Consider the following 20,113-nt stretch of genomic DNA (forward strand, 5'->3'; position numbering starts at 1 on the left):
GCCGTGGAGGATGGCCAAATATGTGCTAGTCCGTCCGCCGGGAGGGCACGGGATGTCCAATGCAACAGGTGTCGTGTCGCGTCGCTTGGTCGTGGCCGCGGGACTGATCGGGCTGTTGAACGGGCCGCTTCGGGCAGCCGGGAAGGCGCCTCCGCTGGTCGTGCCGGAGGTGGACAAACTCGCCCTGCAGGTCATCGACGACGCCGCGACTTTTGGCCCCTTCCTGCCCAATCTCGACTTGCCGGGCATGAAAGTGATCCGAGCCGGCAATGGCGGGCCGCAGGTCGCGCGCATGCTGCCCCGGGCGTTGCTGGGCGAGTTCGGGCTCTCTATCCTCGCGGAATCGCAGCGCTCGGGTCAATCGCGTCGAGTGCTGGTGGACTTCGGCTATTCGCGCGAGACGCTTGCCAACAACCTTTCGCTGCTGGGCATCGACCCGCGGAGCATTGATGCCGCGGTACTGAGCCACGGCCACCTCGATCATTATGGCGGATTTGCCGGCTTGTTCGGTGAGACCGCCCCCAAGGGCACGCGCCGCGTTCCGCTGACGGTGGGCGGCGAAGAGACGTTCTGCGAGCGGGTCGCGCAGATCGGCGACCCGCCGCCGATCATGGGCGCGCTCGATCGCAAGGCGCTGGCAAGAGCCGGCTACGATGTCCGCATCCGGCCGGAGCCCGCGATCATCGCCGATCAAGCCTTTACCACCGGAGTGATTCCGCTCGAAAGCTTCGAACGCGCCGCCATCCCGACGCAGATGCGTCCGGGCGTCGGCTGCGACCGTGCCGGGCTTGCGCCGGCCAAGCGCGCCGCGACGCAATTGCCCGACGATGGCGAGCATGAATTGGCGACCTGTTACGCCGTGAAGGGGCTGGGGCTGGTCGTGATCGCGTCGTGCAGCCATCGCGGCGTGATCAACACGGTGCGCCGCGCACAGGCGGTCTCCGGTATTCAAAAGGTCCATGCCGTGATCGGCGGCTTTCACCTCGTGCGCCCAAGAACCGATGACGAAGCGCGCCGCACGGTGGCGGAATTCGCGCGGATCGATCCGACGTACCTGATCCCGATGCATTGCACTGGCGAAGTGTTCATTGCCGAAGCGCTGCGCCTGATGCCGCAAAAGGTGGTCCGTTCCTATGTCGGATCGAAATTCCTGTTCGAGGAACCCGGCCGCCGGGCCTGACGCGTGATCTTCATGCCCTGGTTCAGGTCCGCGAACAGAGGCTCTTACCCACCCTTCTGTTCGGCAAGCAGAGGATAGATCAGGTCCTTTTCGCTCCTGATCCGCTGGCGCATATCCGCCCGCATCCTGGTCGAGGCGGCGCAATATTCCGGCCAGCGGTCGGCGATTTGCCGCAAGGTCCAAGAGCCGATGTGCTGGGTCGAGGTGATCAAATTGTCCTTGCCGCTCGTCTTGAGCACTTCCAGCGCGGCTTTCTTCGCAGGAGGGCATTCCGCGATCAGCTGGCCATAGGCGCGCTCGAGCAGCATCGTCCGCGCCCGGCTGCTGCGGGTCAGCGCCTGCCTGAGCGCGGGCAAGCGATCCATCGGCGGCTGCGGCAAGCTGGTCAGTGCCTCCAGCGCGTCGAGCTTGGCCAATATGTCGTCATGCAACCGCCGCAACATCTCTAACATATTGTGATCCACGCCTATCCGATAGCCGCCAAGGCTCTAACAATCTACGAAGAAGGACAATAACCCTTCACTAACGCACGGGCGCTAACCTGCCTCATATGGCCAGTCCTCCCCTGATCATCCGGCCGGCCGAGCTTTCCGACCTGGACGCGCTTCAGGCGGTGATCCAGCGCGCCTATCGCGGGCGTTCCGCCTCGGCGAGCTGGTCGCATGAAGGGGAATTGCCCGAGGGCGAGCGGGTCAGCCGCGGCGATCTGGAGGCGCTGATCGGTGCACCCGATGCGCGCCTGTCGCTGGCCGAGGTGGCGGGACACATCGTCGGGTCCTCGCTCGTCGTGGCGGTGGCGCCGGGACAGTGCGAAATTCGCCTGGTGAGCGTCGATCCGTCATTCCAGGGCGAAGGCCTGGGCGGCCAGCTTCTCAGCCACGCCGAAAGGTCGGCGGTCGAGGCTTTCGCCGCGAGCCATGCGGTCATCGAGGTGCTCCAGCACAAGTCGCGCCTGATCGCTTATTACGAACGGAGGGGATACCGGCGAACCGCGGACAGCCGGCCCTATCCCCACCCCCTGAGAGTGCCCGCCACTTTCCTCACCTACCGCAAGGAATTGCGTCCCTAGGCACCCGCACCCGACTGTTGCTCTGTTGCCGCACTTGCCGGCCGACATGGTTCCCTGCCGCCACGATCGCGCCTTCTGACGCACTGTCGTCACAATTCGCGGCCACGGCGCACATCCGAGGGGCGCCAAAACCAATAACCAGCGCCGCGCAAAGGGATTATCATCATGAATTATAAGAATTTCGCCGCGCTTCTACTCGTCGGCACCGCTACCATCGCGACCGTACCGTTCGCCGCCGCGCAGACCGCCGCCACGCCGACCGCCGATAGTGCGGCAGACAGCGCGAGCGACAATGGCGACATCATCGTCACCGCGCAGCGCCGCTCGGAAAGCACGATGAACGTGCCGGTGGCCGTGTCGACGATGGCGCCCGAAGCGCTGCACGACTTCCAGGCGGCCGGCGCCGATACCCTGCTGTCGCTGTCGGGCAAGGTGCCCGGGCTGTATGTGGAATCGACCACCGGTCGCATCTTCCCGCGTTTCTACATTCGCGGCCTCGGCAATATCGACTTCTATCTCGGCGCCTCGCAGCCGGTGTCGATCATCCAGGACGACGTGGTCAAGGAGCATGTCGTGCTCAAGTCGAACCCAGCGTTCGACATCGCGCAGGTCGAAGTGCTGAAGGGTCCGCAGGGCTCGCTGTTCGGCCGCAACACGACCGCCGGTATCGTCAAGTTCGACAGCGCGCAGCCGACCGCCACCTGGCAGGGCCAGGGCTCGCTCAGCTACGGCACCTATAACAGCGTCAATGCCGATGCCGGCATCGGCGGCCCGCTGACCAAGGACGGCACGATCAGCTTCCGCCTGTCGGGCCTGTATCAGCGTCGCGACGACTGGATCAGCAACGTCTATACCGGCCCGTCGGACGACGGCACCGTCCCCGGCCACAATGTGATGGGCGGCTTCGAAGAGAAGGACGTGCGCCTGCAATTGCTGTTCAAGCCCAGCGACGCGTTCAGCCTGCGCGTCTCGGGCCATGTCCGCGATTATACCGGCACTGCCTCGATCTTCTATCGCGGGTCGATCGTCCGCGGCACCAACGCGGTGCCCGCGTCGTTCGACCGCTCGGTCGTCTCGTATGACGAAGCGCAGAACAACCCGCAGGCCTATAAGAACCAGGGCGTGTCGGTGAAGGCCGATTACGATTTCGGCGGCGCCACCTTGACCTCGATCACCGCCTGGGAACATGCCTCGGGCTTTAGCCGTGGCGACACCGACGGCGGCGCGGCGGCCAATTTCGGCGGCGTTACGCCGAACATCTGCGCCGCCGGGTGCGGCGAGTCGCAAGGCCGGTTGCGCGGGCTCGACCAATGGACTCAGGAACTCCGCCTCGCCAGCCCGAATACCGGCCGATTCAAATGGCAGGTCGGCGGCATCTATTTCGATGCGCGCGACCGCACCGAGTTCGACCAGCGTTCGTTCTTCCTGACCAACAATTCGCTCGGCACCGCGCCGAACCCGAAGAACTTCGTCCTGCTGCGCAACGTCAACACCAGCTGGGCGGCGTTCGGCCAGGCAAGCTACGAGCTCACCGATCAGCTGACATTGAGCGGCGGCGTGCGCGTCACCAATGACATCCGGAGCACCAACCTGCTGCTCCATCCCAACTTCGCCAACCTGACCGTGCCGGCCACCGCGCCGACCTCGTCCTATGCGTGCGGGGCGGCGACCTACTGCCGGCTGTCCGACACCCAGCCCAGCTGGGACGTCAGCCTGTTGTGGCGACCGGATCACGACGTGAGCTTCTATGCACGCTACGCTCGCGGCTTCCGCGGCCCGACCGTGCAGGGCCGCTCGGCGGTGTTCAACTCGGCCTATTCGACCGCCAATTCGGAAAAGAACACCAGCTATGAAGCCGGTATCAAGACCGCGTTCGCCAATGATCGCGTTCATCTCAACGTCGCCGGCTTCTATTACAATATCGACAACATCCAGCTGAACGGCAACGACAGCAACGGCAACGGCGTGCTGTTCAACGGCAACAAGGGCAAGGGATACGGCGTCGAGGCCGAGCTCGAGGCGCGGCCGACCAACAACTTCCGCGTCAATCTCGGCCTCAGCCTGCTGCATACCGAGATCAACGCGCCCAACGTCTATGCCCAGGTCGGCGCGGCGGGCGGCGTGATGTCGCAGACGGTGCTCAATCCGACGGTGCGGATCGGCAACAATTATTACGCCAACATCAACGGCAACCCGTTCCCGAACGCACCGGACTACAACATCAACCTGAGCGCGCGGTATGATCTGCCGCTGGGCGGGGAGAGCAAGCTGTTCGTCGCCGGCGATTTCAACATCCAGGGCAAGACCAACTTCGTGCTCTATCGCTCGGTCGAATATAGCGCGGACGGCAATTACGAACTGGGCGGCAAGGTCGGCTATGCCTGGGGCAAATATGAGCTGGCGGTGTTCGCCCGCAACCTGACCAACACCAAGAACCTGATCGGCGCGATCGACACGTCGAACTATCGCGCGGGCATCTACAACGACCCGCGCGTGGTCGGCGTGATGCTCAGCGGTTCGTTCCGCTGAGCTAGGACTGGGCTGACAGGCCGCGGGCGGATAGCCCGCGGTCTGAGCTTTGGCGGGCCGGCGCGGTAATCGCGTCGGCCCAACTCCTGTCCCCGTCATCCTGAACTTGTTTCAGCATCCACCGCACCGCTGGCACCGCAATCGCCCGGTGGGCCGTGGATGCTGAAACAAGTTCAGCATGACGGGTGGGAGATGCGCGCCATCACTGCCGCGCGGCGGCTTTCTTGGCCTTGGCCTGCTGCGCAAAGTGGTGACGGGCGACAAGGCATCCCGCGGCCGCTCCCGCGAGGGCATGACCACGGCCGACATAGTGACCGGCAACTCCGCCGACGATGGCGCCGCGGATGCATCCCTTGGCGAGAACGGGCGTGGCCGTGACGGTACCGGCGACCAATGCAACAACGAGAGCGACTTTGCGGAACATGCGGTCTTCCTTGATGAGGTGTGTTGTAAACGTAATTCACCCCAGGATGGTTGCAAGAGCGATGCGGCTCGCCGCCGGCGCGAACGGCGCTATCCGCGATCAAACCGTGCAGCGTGACGCTCGTCTATGCCGGCCGCTTGCGCACCGAAGCGCGCCTGATCGCTGACGCGGTCGCGATGATCTCCGGCGCGATCAATGCGCAGACGATCAGCGACCACAGCATGTCGGACAGGAACTGATCGCTATAATGGCTGACGAAGATATCCGGCACGCGGCTGAGAACGAAAACGAGCGTAAACCCGTAGCTGCGGATCATCCAGTCGCGGTGCTGCTGCATCAGCCTGAGCCGGGCACAGGTCCACGCGACCAGCGCGCATATCAGCCACAGTCCGACCTGAAACACTTGCTCGACATGGATGCTGGCCGGTTCCAGCGCGCTGACGCCGATATAGATCGCGACCGGTGCCGAAAGGCAGACCGCGATGATATAGACCTTGCCCAGCGTGCGATGGAGCGCGGGTTTGAGCGTCCGGATACGGCTCGACATTTGCAGCGTACCCGCGATCAACGCCGTCAGCCCCATCAGGCCGTGGAACATCAGCAACGATCGGAACGCGAGGACGCGCCGCGCATGGGGATCGCCGGGATCGAACCAAAACCGGTCGTCGACCCATAACACCGCCAGAAAGCACAAGGCGATCAGCGCGAAGAAGGAAAATTTCAGCCAGTCGTTCGCCGATGCCGGCTGCCGCGCGCTGCTTGCCATGGAAGCTTCCCCCTTCCAGCCCGTGATCGTAACGCATCAGTTACGATATTTCGGGCGGCGAGGGGAGTCACGTGCGGCGCACGCAATTACCCAATCCGAAGATGGCACGACCGGCTGCGCCGGGCATTGGCTGGAACAGCTACATAAGTGATCCCACCGATACGACGGCGATCCCGATGGCCTATTGCATGCACCAGCCATGGCTGACGATGATGGACTGACCGGTCAGCGCGTTCGACGGGAAGGCCGCCAGGAAAACGGCGGTCTCGGCGACATCCTGGACGGTAGTGAACTCGCCGTCGACGGTTTCCTTGAGCATCACGTTCTTGATCACATCGGCCTCTGAAATGCCGAGCTCCTTGGCTTGTTCGGGGATCTGCTTGTCGACCAACGGCGTGCGGACGAAGCCCGGGCAGATGACATTGGCGCGGATGCCGTGCTCGGCGCCCTCTTTGGCGACCACCTTGGCCAATCCGATCAGGCCATGCTTGGCGGTGACATAGGGCGCCTTCAGCGGCGATGCTTCGTGGCTGTGGACCGATCCCATATAGATGATGACGCCGCCGCGCTTGGCGGCGATCATTGCGCGCATCGCCGCGCGGGTCGTGAGGAAGGCGCCATCGGCATGGATCGCCATCAGCTTCTGCCAATCGGCATAAGGGAAATCGACGATCGGGTGGACGATCTGGATGCCCGCATTGCTGATCAGGATATCGATCCCGCCATAAGCCGCGACGGTGTCGGCAACGCCCTTGTCGACCTGGGCTTCATCGGTGACGTTCATCGCCACCGCCATGGCAATGCCCCCGGCGCCGGTGATTTCGGCGGCGGCGGCCGTCGCGGCGTCGAGATTGAGGTCGGCGATGACGATCTTCGCGCCCTGCTTCGCATATTCGAGCGCGATTTCCTTGCCGATCCCGCTCGCGGCACCGGTGATGAGCGCTACCTTGCCCTGCAATGTCATGGTCTGTCCTAGATCAAGAGAGATAGTCGTGGGCGACATGGCCAAGCGGCAATGTCAGATCGGCGATGATGTGGACGGTCGACAGAACCTCCAGGACTGGCAAGTCGAACACCGGCGCCAAGGCATGATCGACCAGCGTGAGCGCGCCAGGGCCGGACCAGGCGCCTTTCAGGCTGATATCCGTCATGCTGTAACGCACCAATTCGCAGATCCGCGGCGTCCCGTCGACATGCGGAATGACCTTCAGCAGGTAATTGGGGCCGCCGAGCGACGTGATGATCGGATCGGGGTCCAGCGCCTTGTGCTTGAAGCCCATCGTGCCGGTGGCGACGCGCACGCTGCCATAATCGAGCGTCCCGACCAGCGCATCCTTGTCGACCTGAAGCTTGGGATTGCCCAGCTTCTTGGGAAACCCCCATAATTCGCGACCACCGGCGATCGGAGGATGGTCATCGAGATACATCGAATGGACGTAGCTCCCCGCCTCTCCCTCGAAACTCACCGGGATGACCTGGCCGGACTCGCAATAATGCCCGAATCCGGTCGAATCGGGCATGTTGATGAACTCATATTTGACGATCGGCTCGGTCATCTTGAGCGGTGCTGGAATGACTTTTTCCAGAACCGCAGGATCGGTGCGGTAGGTGATGATAAGATATTCGCGATCGACGAACCGATACGGCCCCGGCGGATAGGCCGGATTGTAGATCGGCATCGCAAAGCCGTTCCGGACGTCGTCTTCGGTCATCTGATTTCCTCATGCTGGTCCAGTTCGTGGATAACGAGGCCCGCATGGGGCGGCACCGGCTTGAGCCACGCCTTGTGACGCAATGCCCGGGCGGCATCGGCATTGCCGGCTGCCCAACGCGCATCGACTGTAGCGGCGGTAAAATCGATATCGCGGAACTGATCGTCGCCCTCCAGCGCCTTCATGATCAGGCGAATGACGTTGACGGTACGATCCGTCCCCTTGGCGGCAAGTGCGGCGACGGAGGGATCAGCCAGGCGATCCTGAGGGATCTGCTCCGCGAGAAGACGAACCGCCTTTTGCAGATCTTCGATGCGCTTGCGAACCTGAATTTGCGCCGTCGTACGACCGGTATATTGGATCGATTTCATCCGATCCATCACATCCGACATGGTCGTGGGCAACCGCTCGGTCGGGTCCCAGAGATCGACCAGGAACACCAACGCGTCGCGATCGAGCTCGTCGTTGAGGAGTATTTCGAGCGGCGTGTTCGAATAGATGCCGCCGTCCCAATAAGCATGGCCGCCGATCAAGACCGGCGGAAAGGCCGGGGGCAGCGCTCCGCTCGCCATGATGTGCTTGGGGCCGATCGGACCATCGGCTTTATTGGCGGTATCGAACACCGTGAAGGCGGCGCTCTCGACGTTAACGGCGCACACGCTCAATCGTATCGGACCGTCGTTCAGATAGTCGAAATCGACATGGTCCAACAGCGTCTGGTGGAGCGGCGAGGTATCATAGAACCCAGCTTCGTCGAGCGCGACCGGCGTGCAAAGATCGACAGTCAACGGCAGGCGAGGTTTGAAAAAACCGTCAATCCCCTGGGTCATCGCCGACAAGACCGCCCGGTTCTTGGAGAGCGACGTCAGGACCGGATTGAAGGGATTGAGCATCTCCGCCCACCCATTGGGAGTCCATAAATCGAACCAGGACGTCGCGGGTCCCACCGCCTGCCAGAACGACACCAGCTTATCGAGCCGGCGATCCGGCTCGTTCCCGGCGATGATCGCGCCGTTGATGGCGCCGATCGATGTCCCGATGACCCAGTCAGGCACGAAACCGTTCGCCGTAATGTGTTCGAATACCCCAGCCTGATAGGCCCCAAGCGCGCCGCCGCCCTGCAGGATCATCGCGATCAGTTGATCGGTCATCGCTGGCGTTTTGGCTTGAGGTCGATTTCGAGACGGAGCCGGTATTTCGGGGATGCAATGCGCCGCACCATATCCATGCTGATGCTGCGCTGCAACAGAGATTGGGCCGTCATCGGCCATGCCTAACCGGTCGCCCAAACCGCTACGAGCCGCCCCATCGCGTCGCGCCGTCAAGGCGAGAATTGCAACGCCACTGGCTCCAGGAGTTTACGGTGACGGGCGCGGTTGCGCCCGTCACCGTCATTTACGATCAGAAACCGTAGGACAGCCGCGCATAACCGAACTGGCCAGGGATATCGTAGGTGGTCGGATCGAAGTTCGCGCTGTCGCAGGTAGCGCAGACCGGCGGGTTCTTGTTGAACACATTGTTCACGCCGACCGTCAGCCGCATGTTATGATCCATCCAGGCCGGCGAATAGTAAAGCTGCACGTCGCCATAGAAGGTCGCGGACATGACGTGTCCGTTCCCTTCGGTCACCGCGCTGATATAGCGCGCGGTGAACGATGCGCCGAAGGCGGGCGACGACCAGTCGATCGTGCTGTTCAGCTTGAAGCGCGGAAACGCCTGATCGGTCGCCAGGCAGCGTTCGGTCCCGGCGCAGACCTGGACCGGCGCGGATGGCGGCGCGACATTGTACTTCAGCAGATAGGCGGCATTGGCCGACAGCCCGATCGTCCCGCCGCGGACCTTGGGCGAGCGATAGATGAAGGTGGCGTCGAGCCCGTCGGTCTTGATCGCGTTGAGATTGAGCAAGCCCGCGCTGATGCCCGCGATCGTGCCGCTGGGCGTGCGCTTGATCGCGGAGCAGCTGACCGGGTCGGCGTTGAACGCGCACCGCGCTAGGGTGAGCGAGGCCGGCACCGAGTCGATCGCGTTCTTCAGGCTGATATTATAGTAATTGACTTCCAGGCTCAGCGCCGACGACCATGGTTTCGCCCAGGACGGGCTGTACACGCCGCCCGCGGTCCAGGTCTTGGCGGTCTCCGGCTTCAACGCGGTATTGCCCTTGGAAAACACGCCGAGCTGTCCGCCGGTCGGGTCGGCATAGCTGCCGCTGGCCGGCACGCCATTGGCGATGCAATTCGCCCTGACCGTCGCATTGGTCTGGAACGATCCGCCGGCGCCGCTGGTGCAGGGGTCGTTGATCGTCGCGTCGCTGCGCGACAGGCCGGCATAGAGTTCGCCGATGCTGGGCGCGCGAAGGCTTTCGGCATAGCCGCCGCGGAACAGCAGGTCGGCGACCGGTTTCCACAGGCCCGAAGCGGTGAAGGTCGTGCTGCTGCCGAACGACGAATAGTCCGAATGGCGGACCGCACCGTCGAGTTCGAGCCGATAGAAGAACGGCGTATTGGCCAGGATCGGCACGCGAAGCTCACCATAGACTTCGTCGACATTGAAGCCGCCGCGCGCCGGGCTGGTCGGCACGTCGGCGCCGAGCCCCGCCACGATCACCGGATCGGGATCGTAGCTCGCTTTCTGGACGCGATGTTCGTAGCCGATCGCGATTCCGACCGGGCCGGCGGGCAGGTCGAACAGCTCGCCCGACAGATTGGCGGTGTAATCGTACAGCCGTTGCGTGCTCTTGTCGCGTTCGTCGAACGTCACGTAGTTCAGCATCGCCGGAGTGATCGACCCCAGGCCGCCGAAGACGTTGAACGGCACGCAGTCTCCGGTGCAATTCGCGACGGGACCCAGCGCCCGGGCGAGTTTGGCGGCGTTGAGGTTGCCGGTGAAGATCTGATGGGCGTCGTTCAGCCCGACCACGGCATTGGCATCCCAATACCATTTCTTGCTGCCGAGGAAGAACGAGCCGTCGACCGTGACGGTCCCGGAGAAGGTGTTGACGTCTTGCGTGAAGACGCGCTGGCCGCCTTCGACGAAGCGACGCCGGATGGTCGAGTAATTGGCCGGCGTGCCGTCGGCGCCCGACGACAAGGTCACGCCGAACGGATTGAACGGGTTGGTGGCGTCGACCGAAATCGTATCAAGCAGATTGCCGTTGCCGGCATCGGGGCCGATGAACAGCGGCAGGAACGCCGCCTCGGTGGTCGAATGGCGATGATTGTAGACCAATTTGACCCGCAAATTGACCGAGCTCGACAATTCCTGTTTGAAGTTGAAGAACCCGCCGATCCGCTCGTTCGGCGTGATCAAATAGTTATACGGCGCGAAATTGAACCGGTCGGCAAGCGTATAGTCCCGGAAATCGGTCGGATAGACCGGCTTGCGCCCGACCACCGGCGCGACCAGCGTCAAGCTTTGGCCGAGCACGTCGAACCGGCCATTGGGGATCGCGCTGCTGCAGCCGCTGGTCGGCACTGCGCACGAGGTGATGCCGGCGGTCGGGAATAGCGAGATCGCGCGATTGGCGGTGCTGACGGCTTCCTGCTTGGTATAGGTTCCGCCGAACACCAATGACGTACCGGTCGACGGCGACTGGATGCCGTAGCTTAGCTGGAGGTCGGTGGTATGGCCATCGCCCTGGCGATAGGTGCCGAATTGCGCCGATGCCTTGAGCCCCTTTTGCGCCTGGCGCGTGATGATGTTGACCACCCCGGCGACCGCGTCCGACCCGTAGAGCGGGGACGCGCCCGATTGGAGCACTTCGACCCGTTCGATCATGTTGGTCGGGATCTCGTTGAGATCGACCGAGGCGGGAATCCCGCCCGCGGCGGAGCCGTTGACGAAGCGCAATCCGTCGACCAGCACCAGCGTGCGCTTGGCGCCAAGATAGCGCAGGTCGATCTCGGCCGAACCCGAGCTGACGCCGGTGCCGTCGGGCGGGCCGCCGATATTGCCGGCATTGTTGACCTTGGTGTTCAGGCCGCCGCCCGCGCTGGGCAGACGTTGCAGCACATCGGCGACCGAACTCAGGCCGGTCTTGGCCATCGCGGCCTCATCGACCGTGACCACGGGTTTGTCGCTATCCAATGGGCTACGGCGAATGCGCGACCCGGTGACGACGATTTCGTCTTCGGCGGCGGACGCTGCTGTGGGGCTGCCAGCCGTATCCTGGGCAAATGCCGGCATTGCCGACAGACCAGCGATCAGCGCCAAGGTAGCCACCGTGGTGCGTTGTGTGATGTGTATGCGATTCATTGAGCCGTCTCCCTTTGCGGCCTTCGAGCATCGCTCCCCTGTGACGGCAAAAGGGACCAAATCGGAACTAGGCGCAAGAACAAACGCATTCGGCCGCTGCTCACCCTACACATCCCTCCGGAGGTGTGTTGGTTGAGCAACGGCGACTGTCGGTCGCTTTCCGGCGATACGGCCGATCGTCGGACGGGGCCTCGTGGAACGAAACCCTGCCCGCGATCCGTTCTTACCGCCGCCTCAATACGCCGCCGACAGCGTCAGGAACCATTGCCGCGGCGCGATCGGATAGGCCGAATAGCTGTTGGTCGGCGATCCGATCGACAGGGTCGACACACCCTTGCGGTCGGTCAGGTTGGTGACGTTGAGCGACACTTCCAATTTGCGCAGTGGCAGGACGCCGTCCGGCACCTTTGCGGCGAGCCGCAGCGAGGTCAGGAAATAGGACGGCACGCTGGCGTCGTTGGTGAAGGTGGCGAAGCGGCGGCCGACGAAATCGCCGATCACTTGCGCTTCGAACGGCCCGACCGACACAGTCGCGACGGTCTTGTTCATCCATTTCGGCGTGCCGGGCAGCTGTTTGCCGCAGGTCGGCACGATGCCGGCATTTTCGGGATGCGCGGCAAGGTTCGGACCGCCGATCAGATATCCGCCGAGGCACGTATCGGTGGCGGCGCCGATACCCGTGGTGGCGACCGATCTGTAGTCGCTCTGATATTTGGACAGATTATAGGAGGTCGCGTTGTAGAGCGAGAAGGTGCGGCCGACGCGGAAGGTGAAGGCGGCATCGACGCCGTCGGTATGGACGTCGCCGACATTGACCAGGATCGAGGTGCCGCCGGTAATCCCGCTGCCGGCGATGCCGCCCGGATTGGTCGAGATCGCCAGCAGGCGGTTGTTGAACACGACATGATAATAATTGACCTGCGCGTCGAAGCCGATGCCGTTGCCGAAGCCGCGGCTGGTGCGCAGGCCGCCTTCATAGGTCCAGCTGCTCTCGGGCTTGCCCTGATCGGCAAAGGCGTTGAACGCCGCCTGGCTGCCGGTGAACCAGGGACCGCCGCCGCCGGCCAGATAGGCCTGATATTGGCGCAGATTCTTCTGGACGTTGAAATAGAGCTGTTCGTGGCCGTTGAAATTATAATTGGCGCCGAACGCGGGCAGGAACCAGTTTTTGGTATCGATCCTGCCCTGGGGCAGGCCGCCGGCCAGGCCCGACAGCGATCCGGCCTTGGGCTGAACCGGGAACCAGCCATTGGCCCATTGCGCGCTGGTCTTGAAGCCGGCGTTGACCAGCAGCTTGCTGGTCACTTGCCAGCTATCCTGGAGGTGGAGCTGCAATTCGTTGATCCGCGCCTCGCCCTGATATTGGGTGAACAAGGGCGATTTGGCGTCGAGCGGGCGGATATAGGGCGTGCTCGAGGCGGGATTGTTGATATCGACCGCATACCAGCGGCGATATTGCGTCGTGCTGTTGCGCTCGAACCAGCCGCCGAGCTCGATCTTGTGGTTGCCGACCTCCAGGTTGAGCGCCGAGATTATGCCGCCGCGGTCGATGCGATATTCGGTGGTGCGCGTGATCAGCCCCGAACCGCCGGTCGCCGCGACCAGGGCCGCGCCGACCGCCTGCGCCTGGGCGTCGGTCATCGTCGCGCACGCCGCGGGACGAACGCCATTGCCGTTGGCGCCAAACTGGCATTTCGCCGCGACGGCGGCCGCATAATTGGGGTCGAGATAGGGTTGCGCGGTAGTGATCGACTGGCCGAGCGGGCCGGCAACCACGCCGGCGCCGTCATTGTGGTGGAAATAGCCGGTGGTCGACCAGGTGACGCGGTCCGACAGATGCGCGTCGTAGCGCATGTAGAGCAGATAGTCGGTGCGCTGCGCGTCCGAATAATAATTGCGGTAATTGCTGCCCTGTGCCGCCGGCGAATTGCCGAACGCGTTCAGATAGGACGTCCGGTAGGTCGCCAGGTCCGGATAGAAGAACGGCTTGGTATAGGGCGTATAGAGCTGGACCGGTGTCGCGGTGCCGCCGGCCGACGGCCTGAAGAAAGTGGTCGCGTCCTCGTTCGGCTGCGTCATGTCGTTATAGTCGAAATAGAGCGTCAGCTTGCCGGCCTTGCGGTCGTTGACGAACTTGGCGTTGGCCTGATAGCCGCCCTGGGTGCCGTTGAAATCCCAGGCGCGGGCATGCTGGCGCGCCGCCGAGACATAGGCCGAACTGTTGCCGTCGACACCAAACGCACCCGTATCGATACGCACGAACGTGCGCGACGTATCGAAGCTGCCGACGGTCTGGCCGAGCTGGATACCGAATTTGTCGAGCGGCGCCGACGAATAGGTTTCGACCGTACCGCCGAGATTGCTGTTCGACGCGGTGGCGAGATCGCCGGCGCCAGTCGACACCACGACGCGACCGACATTCTCGGAGATCACCGCGCGCTGCGGCGACAGGCCGTTGTAATTGCCATAGCTCTGGTCGCCCAGCGGTACGCCGTCCATCGTGTAGCCGAGCTGGTTGGCGGCGAAACCGTGGATGAAGATCTGCGCGTTCTGCTCGTTATAGCCCCAGGGATCGGCGGTGATGTAGAGCACGCCGGGCAAGGTCTGGATCGCCTTGAGCGGCGAGACGCCGGGCAGGATCTTCTGCATCTCGGTCCCAGGAAGCTCGGTCGACGAGCGCGTCGACCGGCCGGTGATCACGATCGTCGCCGCGGGGTCGAGCTGGGCATCGTCGGGTTGCGCGCCGGGCTGCGTGCTGGCGGGCTGGGCATCGCCGGGTTGCGTCGTGGTCGCGTCCGCCACGGCAGTCTGCGCGGACGCCGCATCGGCGCAGAACAGCGCGCCGGCAAGCGCGAACAAGCTGGTAGTGGAACGGATCACGGCGGCCCCTTTGTTGTGGACGTTGCTGCACTGCAGAACGAGGCGCGTGTGCCTTCGCATGATGCCATTTTCGCGTCGTTTCGGTTGCGATCGCGTGACAGCGGATAGCTTCGAGTGACGACGCGGCAGCCGAAGAGCTGAAGCCAACGCTTGCCAAGCAAGACCTTTCCATCTAAACACTGAACCATATGGTTCAGCTTAAGCCCGCCAGCCTTGATACGTCGTTCTCGGCCCTGTCCGATGCCACACGGCGCGGCATCTTGGCGCGGCTCGCGCGGGCGGACGCATCGATCTCTGCCTTGGCCGAGAGCTTCGAGATGACTCTCACGGGCATGAAGAAACACGTCAGCGTCCTCGAGCAGGCGGGGCTCGTCACGACGGAAAAAGTCGGGCGGGTACGGACCTGCAAGTTGGGCCGCCGCAAATTCGAGGCCGAGATAGCCTGGATGGAAGAGCACCACCGACTCTGGGCGGCGCGCTTCGATGTCCTGGATGAGATTGTCGGGGAATTGAGAGCGAAGGAGGAAAAGGATGCGCCTGACTGATGGTGAAACCGCCGTGGAGCGAACCTCCGACCGCGAACTGGTCGTCACGCGGACCGTCAGGGGCGCGGCGCGGCACGTGTTCGAGGCTTGGGCGCGACCCGATTTGTTCAAACGATGGTGGGCGCCGGCATCGTTCGGGGTGACCATCATCTCCTACGAAGCCGATGTCCGCACCGGCGGCACCTATCGTCTGGAGATGGGTCACCCGACTTCGGATCAGACGATGACCTTTTTCGGCCGGTATCTCGACGTTGTTCCGGACGCCCGCATCGTCTGGACCAATGACGAAGGCGATCAGGACGGGCCGGTCACCACGGTGACCTTCGAGGAAAGCGACGGCGAGACGCTTGTCACGGTTCGCGACCTCTACCCCTCCAAGCAATCGCTCGACGAGGCGATCGCTTCCGGCAGCACCAGCGGCTGGGGCGAGCAGTTGCGGCAGCTCGACGCGATCCTTGCCGATCTGGACGCCGGCGCGGGAGGAGCATGAATGGCGGCCGCCGGCTCCTCGCCTGCCCCATGCCGCCAGCCATGTTGCTCTCAGTCTTCAATGATCGTGTCGCTGCCCTCCTGCTTCATACGGGCGAGACTATCCTTCATCTCCTGGAGCTGCTCGGGGGGATGGCCGATCCAATCCTCGACCTCGCCGGTGATCCGTAGCGGATCGACCGAGCGGTAGGATGCGGTCATATTGCCGGGGAACCTCTGATCGGTCAGATTCGGATCGTCCTCGAACGGGCCGGTCGGCTCCACCACGTAGATGCGGGCGCGGCTTTCGCCCTTGGCGAGCTCGGCACCCCAGGTGGCCGCTTCGAGCGTCGCAGTGAAATAGACATGTTTCAGCCCGCGCTCGACGAAATTGCTTCCGAAGCCCGGTCTGATGAGGCTTCCGACATCGAGTTCGGCCTTGGTGCCATGATAGAAGATGGTCCCCGGTGGGACGTCCCTGGCGTACATTAATACCTCCTCAGGCTGCGTCGGCTCGACCGAACGCAGTTGCTAGATCGACCACAAGGTTCGCGCTTCCGCGGCGAGAAGATCCGGGTGCTCCTCCGGCCAGAATAATCGGCCACCGTCGACAAGACGCACGCCGCGGGATTTGGGCAGGGTGCGATCGAGCCACTCCGCCCATTGGATCGGGAACAGCGGGTCGGAGGTTCCCCAAAGCATCTTCGTCGGCGCCTCACTGCGTTCGAGCAATGGCTTGATCGCGACAAGCGGATTGGGGTCGAACACGGTCAAATAGCGGTTGAGCTGGGCTCTTCTTAGCGGCGAGGCGATGAGCGGGCGGAAGCTGTAGTCGATCGCTTCGTCGCTGAAAGTCGCGGCGTCGGCATAGGCCCCGCCTCCAATGCCTTGCGGAGACCTGGCATAGGATCGATCGCTCAGATGCCGCTCGATCTTCTTGTCATACATGCCGTCGCGAGCCTGCCGGATCGAATTGCGCATTTGCGGGGGCGGACTGTTCTCGTGAACGTCGCAATCGGTCAGAATGACGGTGCGAATTCTGCGGGGATGCCGGGCCATGAGAAGCTGCGCAATGGTGCCGCCGCTATCGTTGGCGATCAGGTCGGCGGCCGGGACGGAGAGCCGGTCGAGAAACGCCACGAGCATGTCGGCTTGGGCACGAGGGGAAAGATCCTGCCCCTCGGCCACCTCCGAATAGCCTAGCCCCATCAGGTCCGGCGCGAGACATCGCCGCTGGCTTGCCAGGCGTTCCAAAGCGCCGCGCCACTGAAAGCCGCTGAGCGGGAAGCCGTGGATGAAGAGCGCGGCGGGACCGCGGCCGCGTTCGACAAAGGCGATGCGGCCAAATCGTGTGGAAACATAGCGTCGCGACGCGTGATACTCTGCCGCACCCAATCTGGTCGACACGCCCTTCCTGCCGCGGCCCGATGCCCCCGCGGGCAACGTAAGGATTCCGGCGGCGACAAAAGACGATTGAATAAACAGCCTGCGATCCATCGCGCTCTCCGTTCGCGTCGATCCGATAGGGTGATTTACGTCGGTCTCGACTTGACACTCAAGTAAACGGAGGAATATCCTCCGATTATGGAGCCGTCAAGGAGATCGGCGGGAGACCGGCCGCGGGTGCGCAATGCGGGCTGATGCGCGAAAGAACCGGCAACGGCTGATCGACGTCGCCGTCGAACTGGTTCTGGAAGTTGGCGGCGAGCCGGCGCGAGACGCGGTCGCCGAACGCGCCGGTGTTGGCATCGGAACGCTCTACCGGCACTTCCCCGATCGGCAGTCGCTCCTTCACGCCGCCACTCGTCACGTGCTGGAAAAGAGCATCAGTGCCGGAGAGGCCCTGATCGAAACCGTTCCCGACGGTGTCGACGCACTCCGCCAATATATGCACATGGCCCTGGATAACGGCATTGGCGCGGTGAACATTCTCCATCCGCTGCTGGAGAAACCGGACTGGCCCGACCTCCGCGCCCGGGCAGCTATGCTCATGGAATCGATGGTCGACCGCGCGGTGCGGCAGGGTTCTCTCCGCAATGATCTGTCCGAGCGTGACATCGTGTTCGGCTTGACGCGGTTCGCGCGGCCGTTGGCGGTGGGACTGCCATCGGACGAGGAGCGGTCGCTTGCTCATCGCCATCTCGATTTCTACCTCGACGGGCTGTGCGCGCAGGATCCTGGCCCAGCGCAGCCGGCCATTTCGGGCATTCGTTAGGATCAACGGCAAACGTCCGCTTCGGCGACCGCCTGGCAGAAAGCCGCCCGGCCGCTTCCGGCGAAATAGCCATCCCACTCTCCCCGCGGCGCAACCGCCTTCCACCCGCCACAACCTGCGTCTAACGTAGCCCCGTGGATCTCTATCTCCCCATCGCCAACATGTCGGTCAACGCGCTGGTGATCGTCGCGCTCGGGCTGTTCGTCGGGCTGTTGTCGGGGATGTTCGGGGTCGGCGGTGGGTTCCTGACCACGCCGTTGCTGATCATCTATGGCATCCCGCCGACCGTCGCCGCGGCCTCGTCGGCGAGCCAGGTGACCGGAGCGAGCGTGTCCGGCGTGTTCGCGCATCTGCAGCGGCGTGGGGTCGATTTCCAGATGGGCGGGCTGATGGTCGCGGGCGGCTTCGTCGGATCGGGAGTCGGCGCGTGGATCTTCCGCCTTCTCCAGCGGACCGGCCAGATCGATACGGTGATCGCGGTCATCTATGTGGTGATGCTCGGCTGGATCGGGTCGACCATGGCCAGGGAATCGATCCAGTACATCCTCGCCGCGCGCGGCGGAGCGCCGCCGCCCGCGCGCAAGCGGCGCCACCATCCGTTGGTCGCCGCCCTCCCGCTCAGGATGCGCTTCTATCGCTCGGGGCTCTACGTCTCGCCGCTGGCGCCGTTGCTGCTCGGTTTCGGGGTCGGCATCCTGACCATCCTGCTCGGCGTCGGCGGCGGCTTCATCCTGGTCCCGGCGATGATCTATCTGCTCGGCATGGCAACGCAGGTCGTGGTCGGCACCAGCCTGTTCCAGACCTTGTTCGTCACTGCCTGGGCAACGATGGTCCATGCCACCACGACCAAGGCGGTCGATATCGTGCTCGCGGTGCTGCTGCTGATCGGATCGGTGACCGGCGCGCAACTCGGCGCGCGCTTCGCGGCGCGGGTGAAGCCCGAATATCTCCGCCTGGCGCTGGCCGTGCTCGTCTTGCTGGTCGGCTTGCGCATCGCGATCGGATTGGGCTGGCGGCCAGATGAAATCTATTCGGTCGAACTGTCGTGAGGCCGCGCCTTATTCATCGCGGTGCCAGCCCGCTCCCCCACCCGGCCTCCCAGATGATACTTCCGTTGGGAGGCCGAGTGGGCGAGCGGGCCGGTGCGGCAAAACTAAAACCAGTCGCGCTCGCTCTGCTGATCGCGCCGCTGCTGATGGGGCAGTCCAAGCCGGTATCGAAGCCAGTGCTGGTCCCCGATGTCTCGCAGCGCCAGATCGAGATCGCTTATTCGTTCACCGGCGCCGACCTGCTGCTGTTCGGGGCGATCCTCTATCCCGGCGGGCGGCTGCCTGACGACGATGCGCCGACCGACATCGTCGTGGTGGTGAAGGGGCCGACCCAATCGATCCTGGTGCGTGAAAAGGAGAAGATCGCCGGTATCTGGGTCAATGCCTCGCGGCTGCGCTATCGCTCGGCACCGAGTTTCTACGGCATGGTGTCGTCGCGCCCGATCGACCAGGTGGTCGATGGCCGCACGCGCGCAATCTACGAACTCGGGCTCGACAGCCTGCAATTGTCGCCGGCGTCGAGCGCGCCGCAGGACGAGCAGGACCGCTTCGCGCGCGGCCTGGTCGACCTCAAGCGCCGGTCCGGCCTCTATTACGAGCAGCCCAATGCGGTCGAGATCAGCGACGGCGTGCTCTACCGCGCCCGCGTCAATATTCCCGCGCGCGTGCCGGTCGGCCGCTTCACCGCGGAGACCTTCCTGATCCGCGACCGGCACATATTGGCGGTTGCGACCAAGGATATCGACATCCGCAAATCGGGGTTCGAGCGGTTCGTGGCGCGATCGGCGCAGCGCAGTTCGATCGCCTATGGGCTGGTCGCGGTGGCGCTGTCGGTGCTGTTCGGCTGGAGCGCTGGGTATATCGCGCGGCGGGTTTGATATCTTCCGCCGTGACCCCGGGCTTGTCCCGGGGCGCAACCTAGAGAAACCCGCGACCTCTTCGCCCTTTCCCGCAAGCGGGAGAGGGTTGGGTGAGGGTCTTCTTTCTTCTTTCAAGCGAACGGCACGACAAAAGAAGAAAGAAGA

At 63.6% G+C, this 20,113-nt stretch carries 19 protein-coding genes; 9 read left to right on the forward strand and 10 right to left on the reverse strand.

Features of this window, described 5'->3' with window-relative positions:
- Positions 1-52: 52 nt before the first annotated feature.
- Complete coding sequence (locus SAS01S_RS11440; RefSeq protein ID WP_084238877.1) at positions 53-1,180, forward strand: MBL fold metallo-hydrolase; 1,128 nt, start codon at positions 53-55, stop codon at positions 1,178-1,180.
- 44 nt (positions 1,181-1,224) lie between these two features.
- On the opposite strand, the gene SAS01S_RS11445 is transcribed toward SAS01S_RS11440, so the two are convergent.
- Complete coding sequence (locus SAS01S_RS11445; RefSeq protein ID WP_157082780.1) at positions 1,225-1,632, reverse strand: hypothetical protein; 408 nt, start codon at positions 1,630-1,632, stop codon at positions 1,225-1,227.
- 98 nt (positions 1,633-1,730) lie between these two features.
- Here SAS01S_RS11445 and SAS01S_RS11450 point away from each other — a divergent pair, with 98 nt between their 5' ends.
- Both SAS01S_RS11450 and SAS01S_RS11455 read left to right on the forward strand, forming a co-directional pair.
- Positions 1,731-2,249, forward strand: a complete 519-nt coding sequence (locus SAS01S_RS11450) for a GNAT family N-acetyltransferase (RefSeq protein WP_066807997.1) — start codon at positions 1,731-1,733, stop codon at positions 2,247-2,249.
- A 165-nt stretch (positions 2,250-2,414) separates the two neighbouring features.
- Positions 2,415-4,778, forward strand: a complete 2,364-nt coding sequence (locus tag SAS01S_RS11455; RefSeq protein WP_066807999.1) for a TonB-dependent receptor — start codon at positions 2,415-2,417, stop codon at positions 4,776-4,778.
- Positions 4,779-4,980: 202 nt separating this feature from the next.
- On the opposite strand, the gene SAS01S_RS11460 is transcribed toward SAS01S_RS11455, so the two are convergent.
- Together SAS01S_RS11460 and SAS01S_RS11465 are read right to left on the reverse strand one after the other, a co-directional pair.
- Complete coding sequence (locus tag SAS01S_RS11460) at positions 4,981-5,202, reverse strand: hypothetical protein (protein ID WP_066808001.1); 222 nt, start codon at positions 5,200-5,202, stop codon at positions 4,981-4,983.
- Positions 5,203-5,326: 124 nt separating this feature from the next.
- A complete protein-coding gene (locus SAS01S_RS11465) occupies positions 5,327-5,968 on the reverse strand; it encodes a DUF2306 domain-containing protein (protein ID WP_066808003.1) in 642 nt (213 codons plus the stop codon).
- A 71-nt stretch (positions 5,969-6,039) separates the two neighbouring features.
- Here SAS01S_RS11465 and SAS01S_RS22810 point away from each other — a divergent pair, with 71 nt between their 5' ends.
- Positions 6,040-6,189: a hypothetical protein gene (locus tag SAS01S_RS22810; protein ID WP_169804948.1), complete on the forward strand. Its 150-nt coding sequence runs from the start codon at positions 6,040-6,042 to the stop codon at positions 6,187-6,189.
- On the opposite strand, the gene SAS01S_RS11470 is transcribed toward SAS01S_RS22810, so the two are convergent.
- The 5 genes from SAS01S_RS11470 to SAS01S_RS11490 all read right to left on the reverse strand — a co-directional run bounded on the left by SAS01S_RS11470 (position 6,150) and on the right by SAS01S_RS11490 (position 14,811).
- Complete coding sequence (locus tag SAS01S_RS11470) at positions 6,150-6,932, reverse strand: 3-hydroxybutyrate dehydrogenase (RefSeq protein ID WP_066808005.1); 783 nt, start codon at positions 6,930-6,932, stop codon at positions 6,150-6,152. The genes SAS01S_RS22810 and SAS01S_RS11470 overlap by 40 nt on opposite strands.
- Positions 6,933-6,945: 13 nt before the next feature.
- Positions 6,946-7,680 carry an acetoacetate decarboxylase gene (locus tag SAS01S_RS11475; protein ID WP_066808007.1) on the reverse strand — a complete coding sequence of 245 codons (735 nt, stop codon included), beginning with the start codon at positions 7,678-7,680 and terminating at the stop codon, positions 6,946-6,948.
- Complete coding sequence (locus SAS01S_RS11480; protein WP_066808009.1) at positions 7,677-8,831, reverse strand: patatin-like phospholipase family protein; 1,155 nt, start codon at positions 8,829-8,831, stop codon at positions 7,677-7,679. Before SAS01S_RS11480 ends, SAS01S_RS11475 begins: the two co-directional genes overlap by 4 nt.
- 250 nt (positions 8,832-9,081) lie before the next feature.
- Complete coding sequence (locus SAS01S_RS11485) at positions 9,082-11,931, reverse strand: TonB-dependent receptor domain-containing protein (protein WP_066808010.1); 2,850 nt, start codon at positions 11,929-11,931, stop codon at positions 9,082-9,084.
- A 234-nt stretch (positions 11,932-12,165) separates the two neighbouring features.
- The gene (locus SAS01S_RS11490; protein WP_245656861.1) at positions 12,166-14,811 is read right to left on the reverse strand and encodes a TonB-dependent receptor; all 2,646 of its coding nucleotides are present in this window, start codon (positions 14,809-14,811) and stop codon (positions 12,166-12,168) included.
- Between the two features lie 188 nt (positions 14,812-14,999).
- Between SAS01S_RS11490 and SAS01S_RS11495 the strand changes: the two genes are divergently transcribed.
- Positions 15,000-15,356 carry an ArsR/SmtB family transcription factor gene (locus tag SAS01S_RS11495; protein ID WP_066808017.1) on the forward strand — a complete coding sequence of 119 codons (357 nt, stop codon included), beginning with the start codon at positions 15,000-15,002 and terminating at the stop codon, positions 15,354-15,356.
- Positions 15,343-15,846: an SRPBCC domain-containing protein gene (locus SAS01S_RS11500; RefSeq protein WP_066808018.1), complete on the forward strand. Its 504-nt coding sequence runs from the start codon at positions 15,343-15,345 to the stop codon at positions 15,844-15,846. The genes SAS01S_RS11495 and SAS01S_RS11500 overlap by 14 nt, the downstream gene beginning before the upstream one ends.
- A 50-nt stretch (positions 15,847-15,896) precedes the next feature.
- Here SAS01S_RS11500 and arr read toward each other — a convergent pair whose 3' ends face one another.
- Both arr and SAS01S_RS11510 read right to left on the reverse strand, forming a co-directional pair.
- Complete coding sequence (gene arr, locus SAS01S_RS11505; RefSeq protein ID WP_066808019.1) at positions 15,897-16,313, reverse strand: NAD(+)--rifampin ADP-ribosyltransferase; 417 nt, start codon at positions 16,311-16,313, stop codon at positions 15,897-15,899.
- 42 nt (positions 16,314-16,355) lie between these two features.
- A complete protein-coding gene (locus SAS01S_RS11510) occupies positions 16,356-17,231 on the reverse strand; it encodes an alpha/beta fold hydrolase (RefSeq protein WP_218016289.1) in 876 nt (291 codons plus the stop codon).
- Between the two features lie 223 nt (positions 17,232-17,454).
- Here SAS01S_RS11510 and SAS01S_RS11520 point away from each other — a divergent pair, with 223 nt between their 5' ends.
- The 3 genes from SAS01S_RS11520 to SAS01S_RS11530 all read left to right on the forward strand — a co-directional run bounded on the left by SAS01S_RS11520 (position 17,455) and on the right by SAS01S_RS11530 (position 19,966).
- Positions 17,455-18,039: a TetR/AcrR family transcriptional regulator gene (locus tag SAS01S_RS11520; protein WP_084238873.1), complete on the forward strand. Its 585-nt coding sequence runs from the start codon at positions 17,455-17,457 to the stop codon at positions 18,037-18,039.
- A 134-nt stretch (positions 18,040-18,173) separates the two neighbouring features.
- Positions 18,174-19,088, forward strand: coding sequence for a sulfite exporter TauE/SafE family protein (locus tag SAS01S_RS11525; RefSeq protein ID WP_066808024.1), 915 nt, complete (start codon positions 18,174-18,176; stop codon positions 19,086-19,088).
- Positions 19,089-19,234: 146 nt separating this feature from the next.
- Complete coding sequence (locus SAS01S_RS11530; RefSeq protein ID WP_066808029.1) at positions 19,235-19,966, forward strand: TIGR02186 family protein; 732 nt, start codon at positions 19,235-19,237, stop codon at positions 19,964-19,966.
- Positions 19,967-20,113: the final 147 nt, after the last annotated feature.

The organism is Sphingomonas asaccharolytica NBRC 15499, from assembly GCF_001598355.1.
In the GTDB taxonomy this organism is placed as follows: domain Bacteria; phylum Pseudomonadota; class Alphaproteobacteria; order Sphingomonadales; family Sphingomonadaceae; genus Sphingomonas; species Sphingomonas asaccharolytica.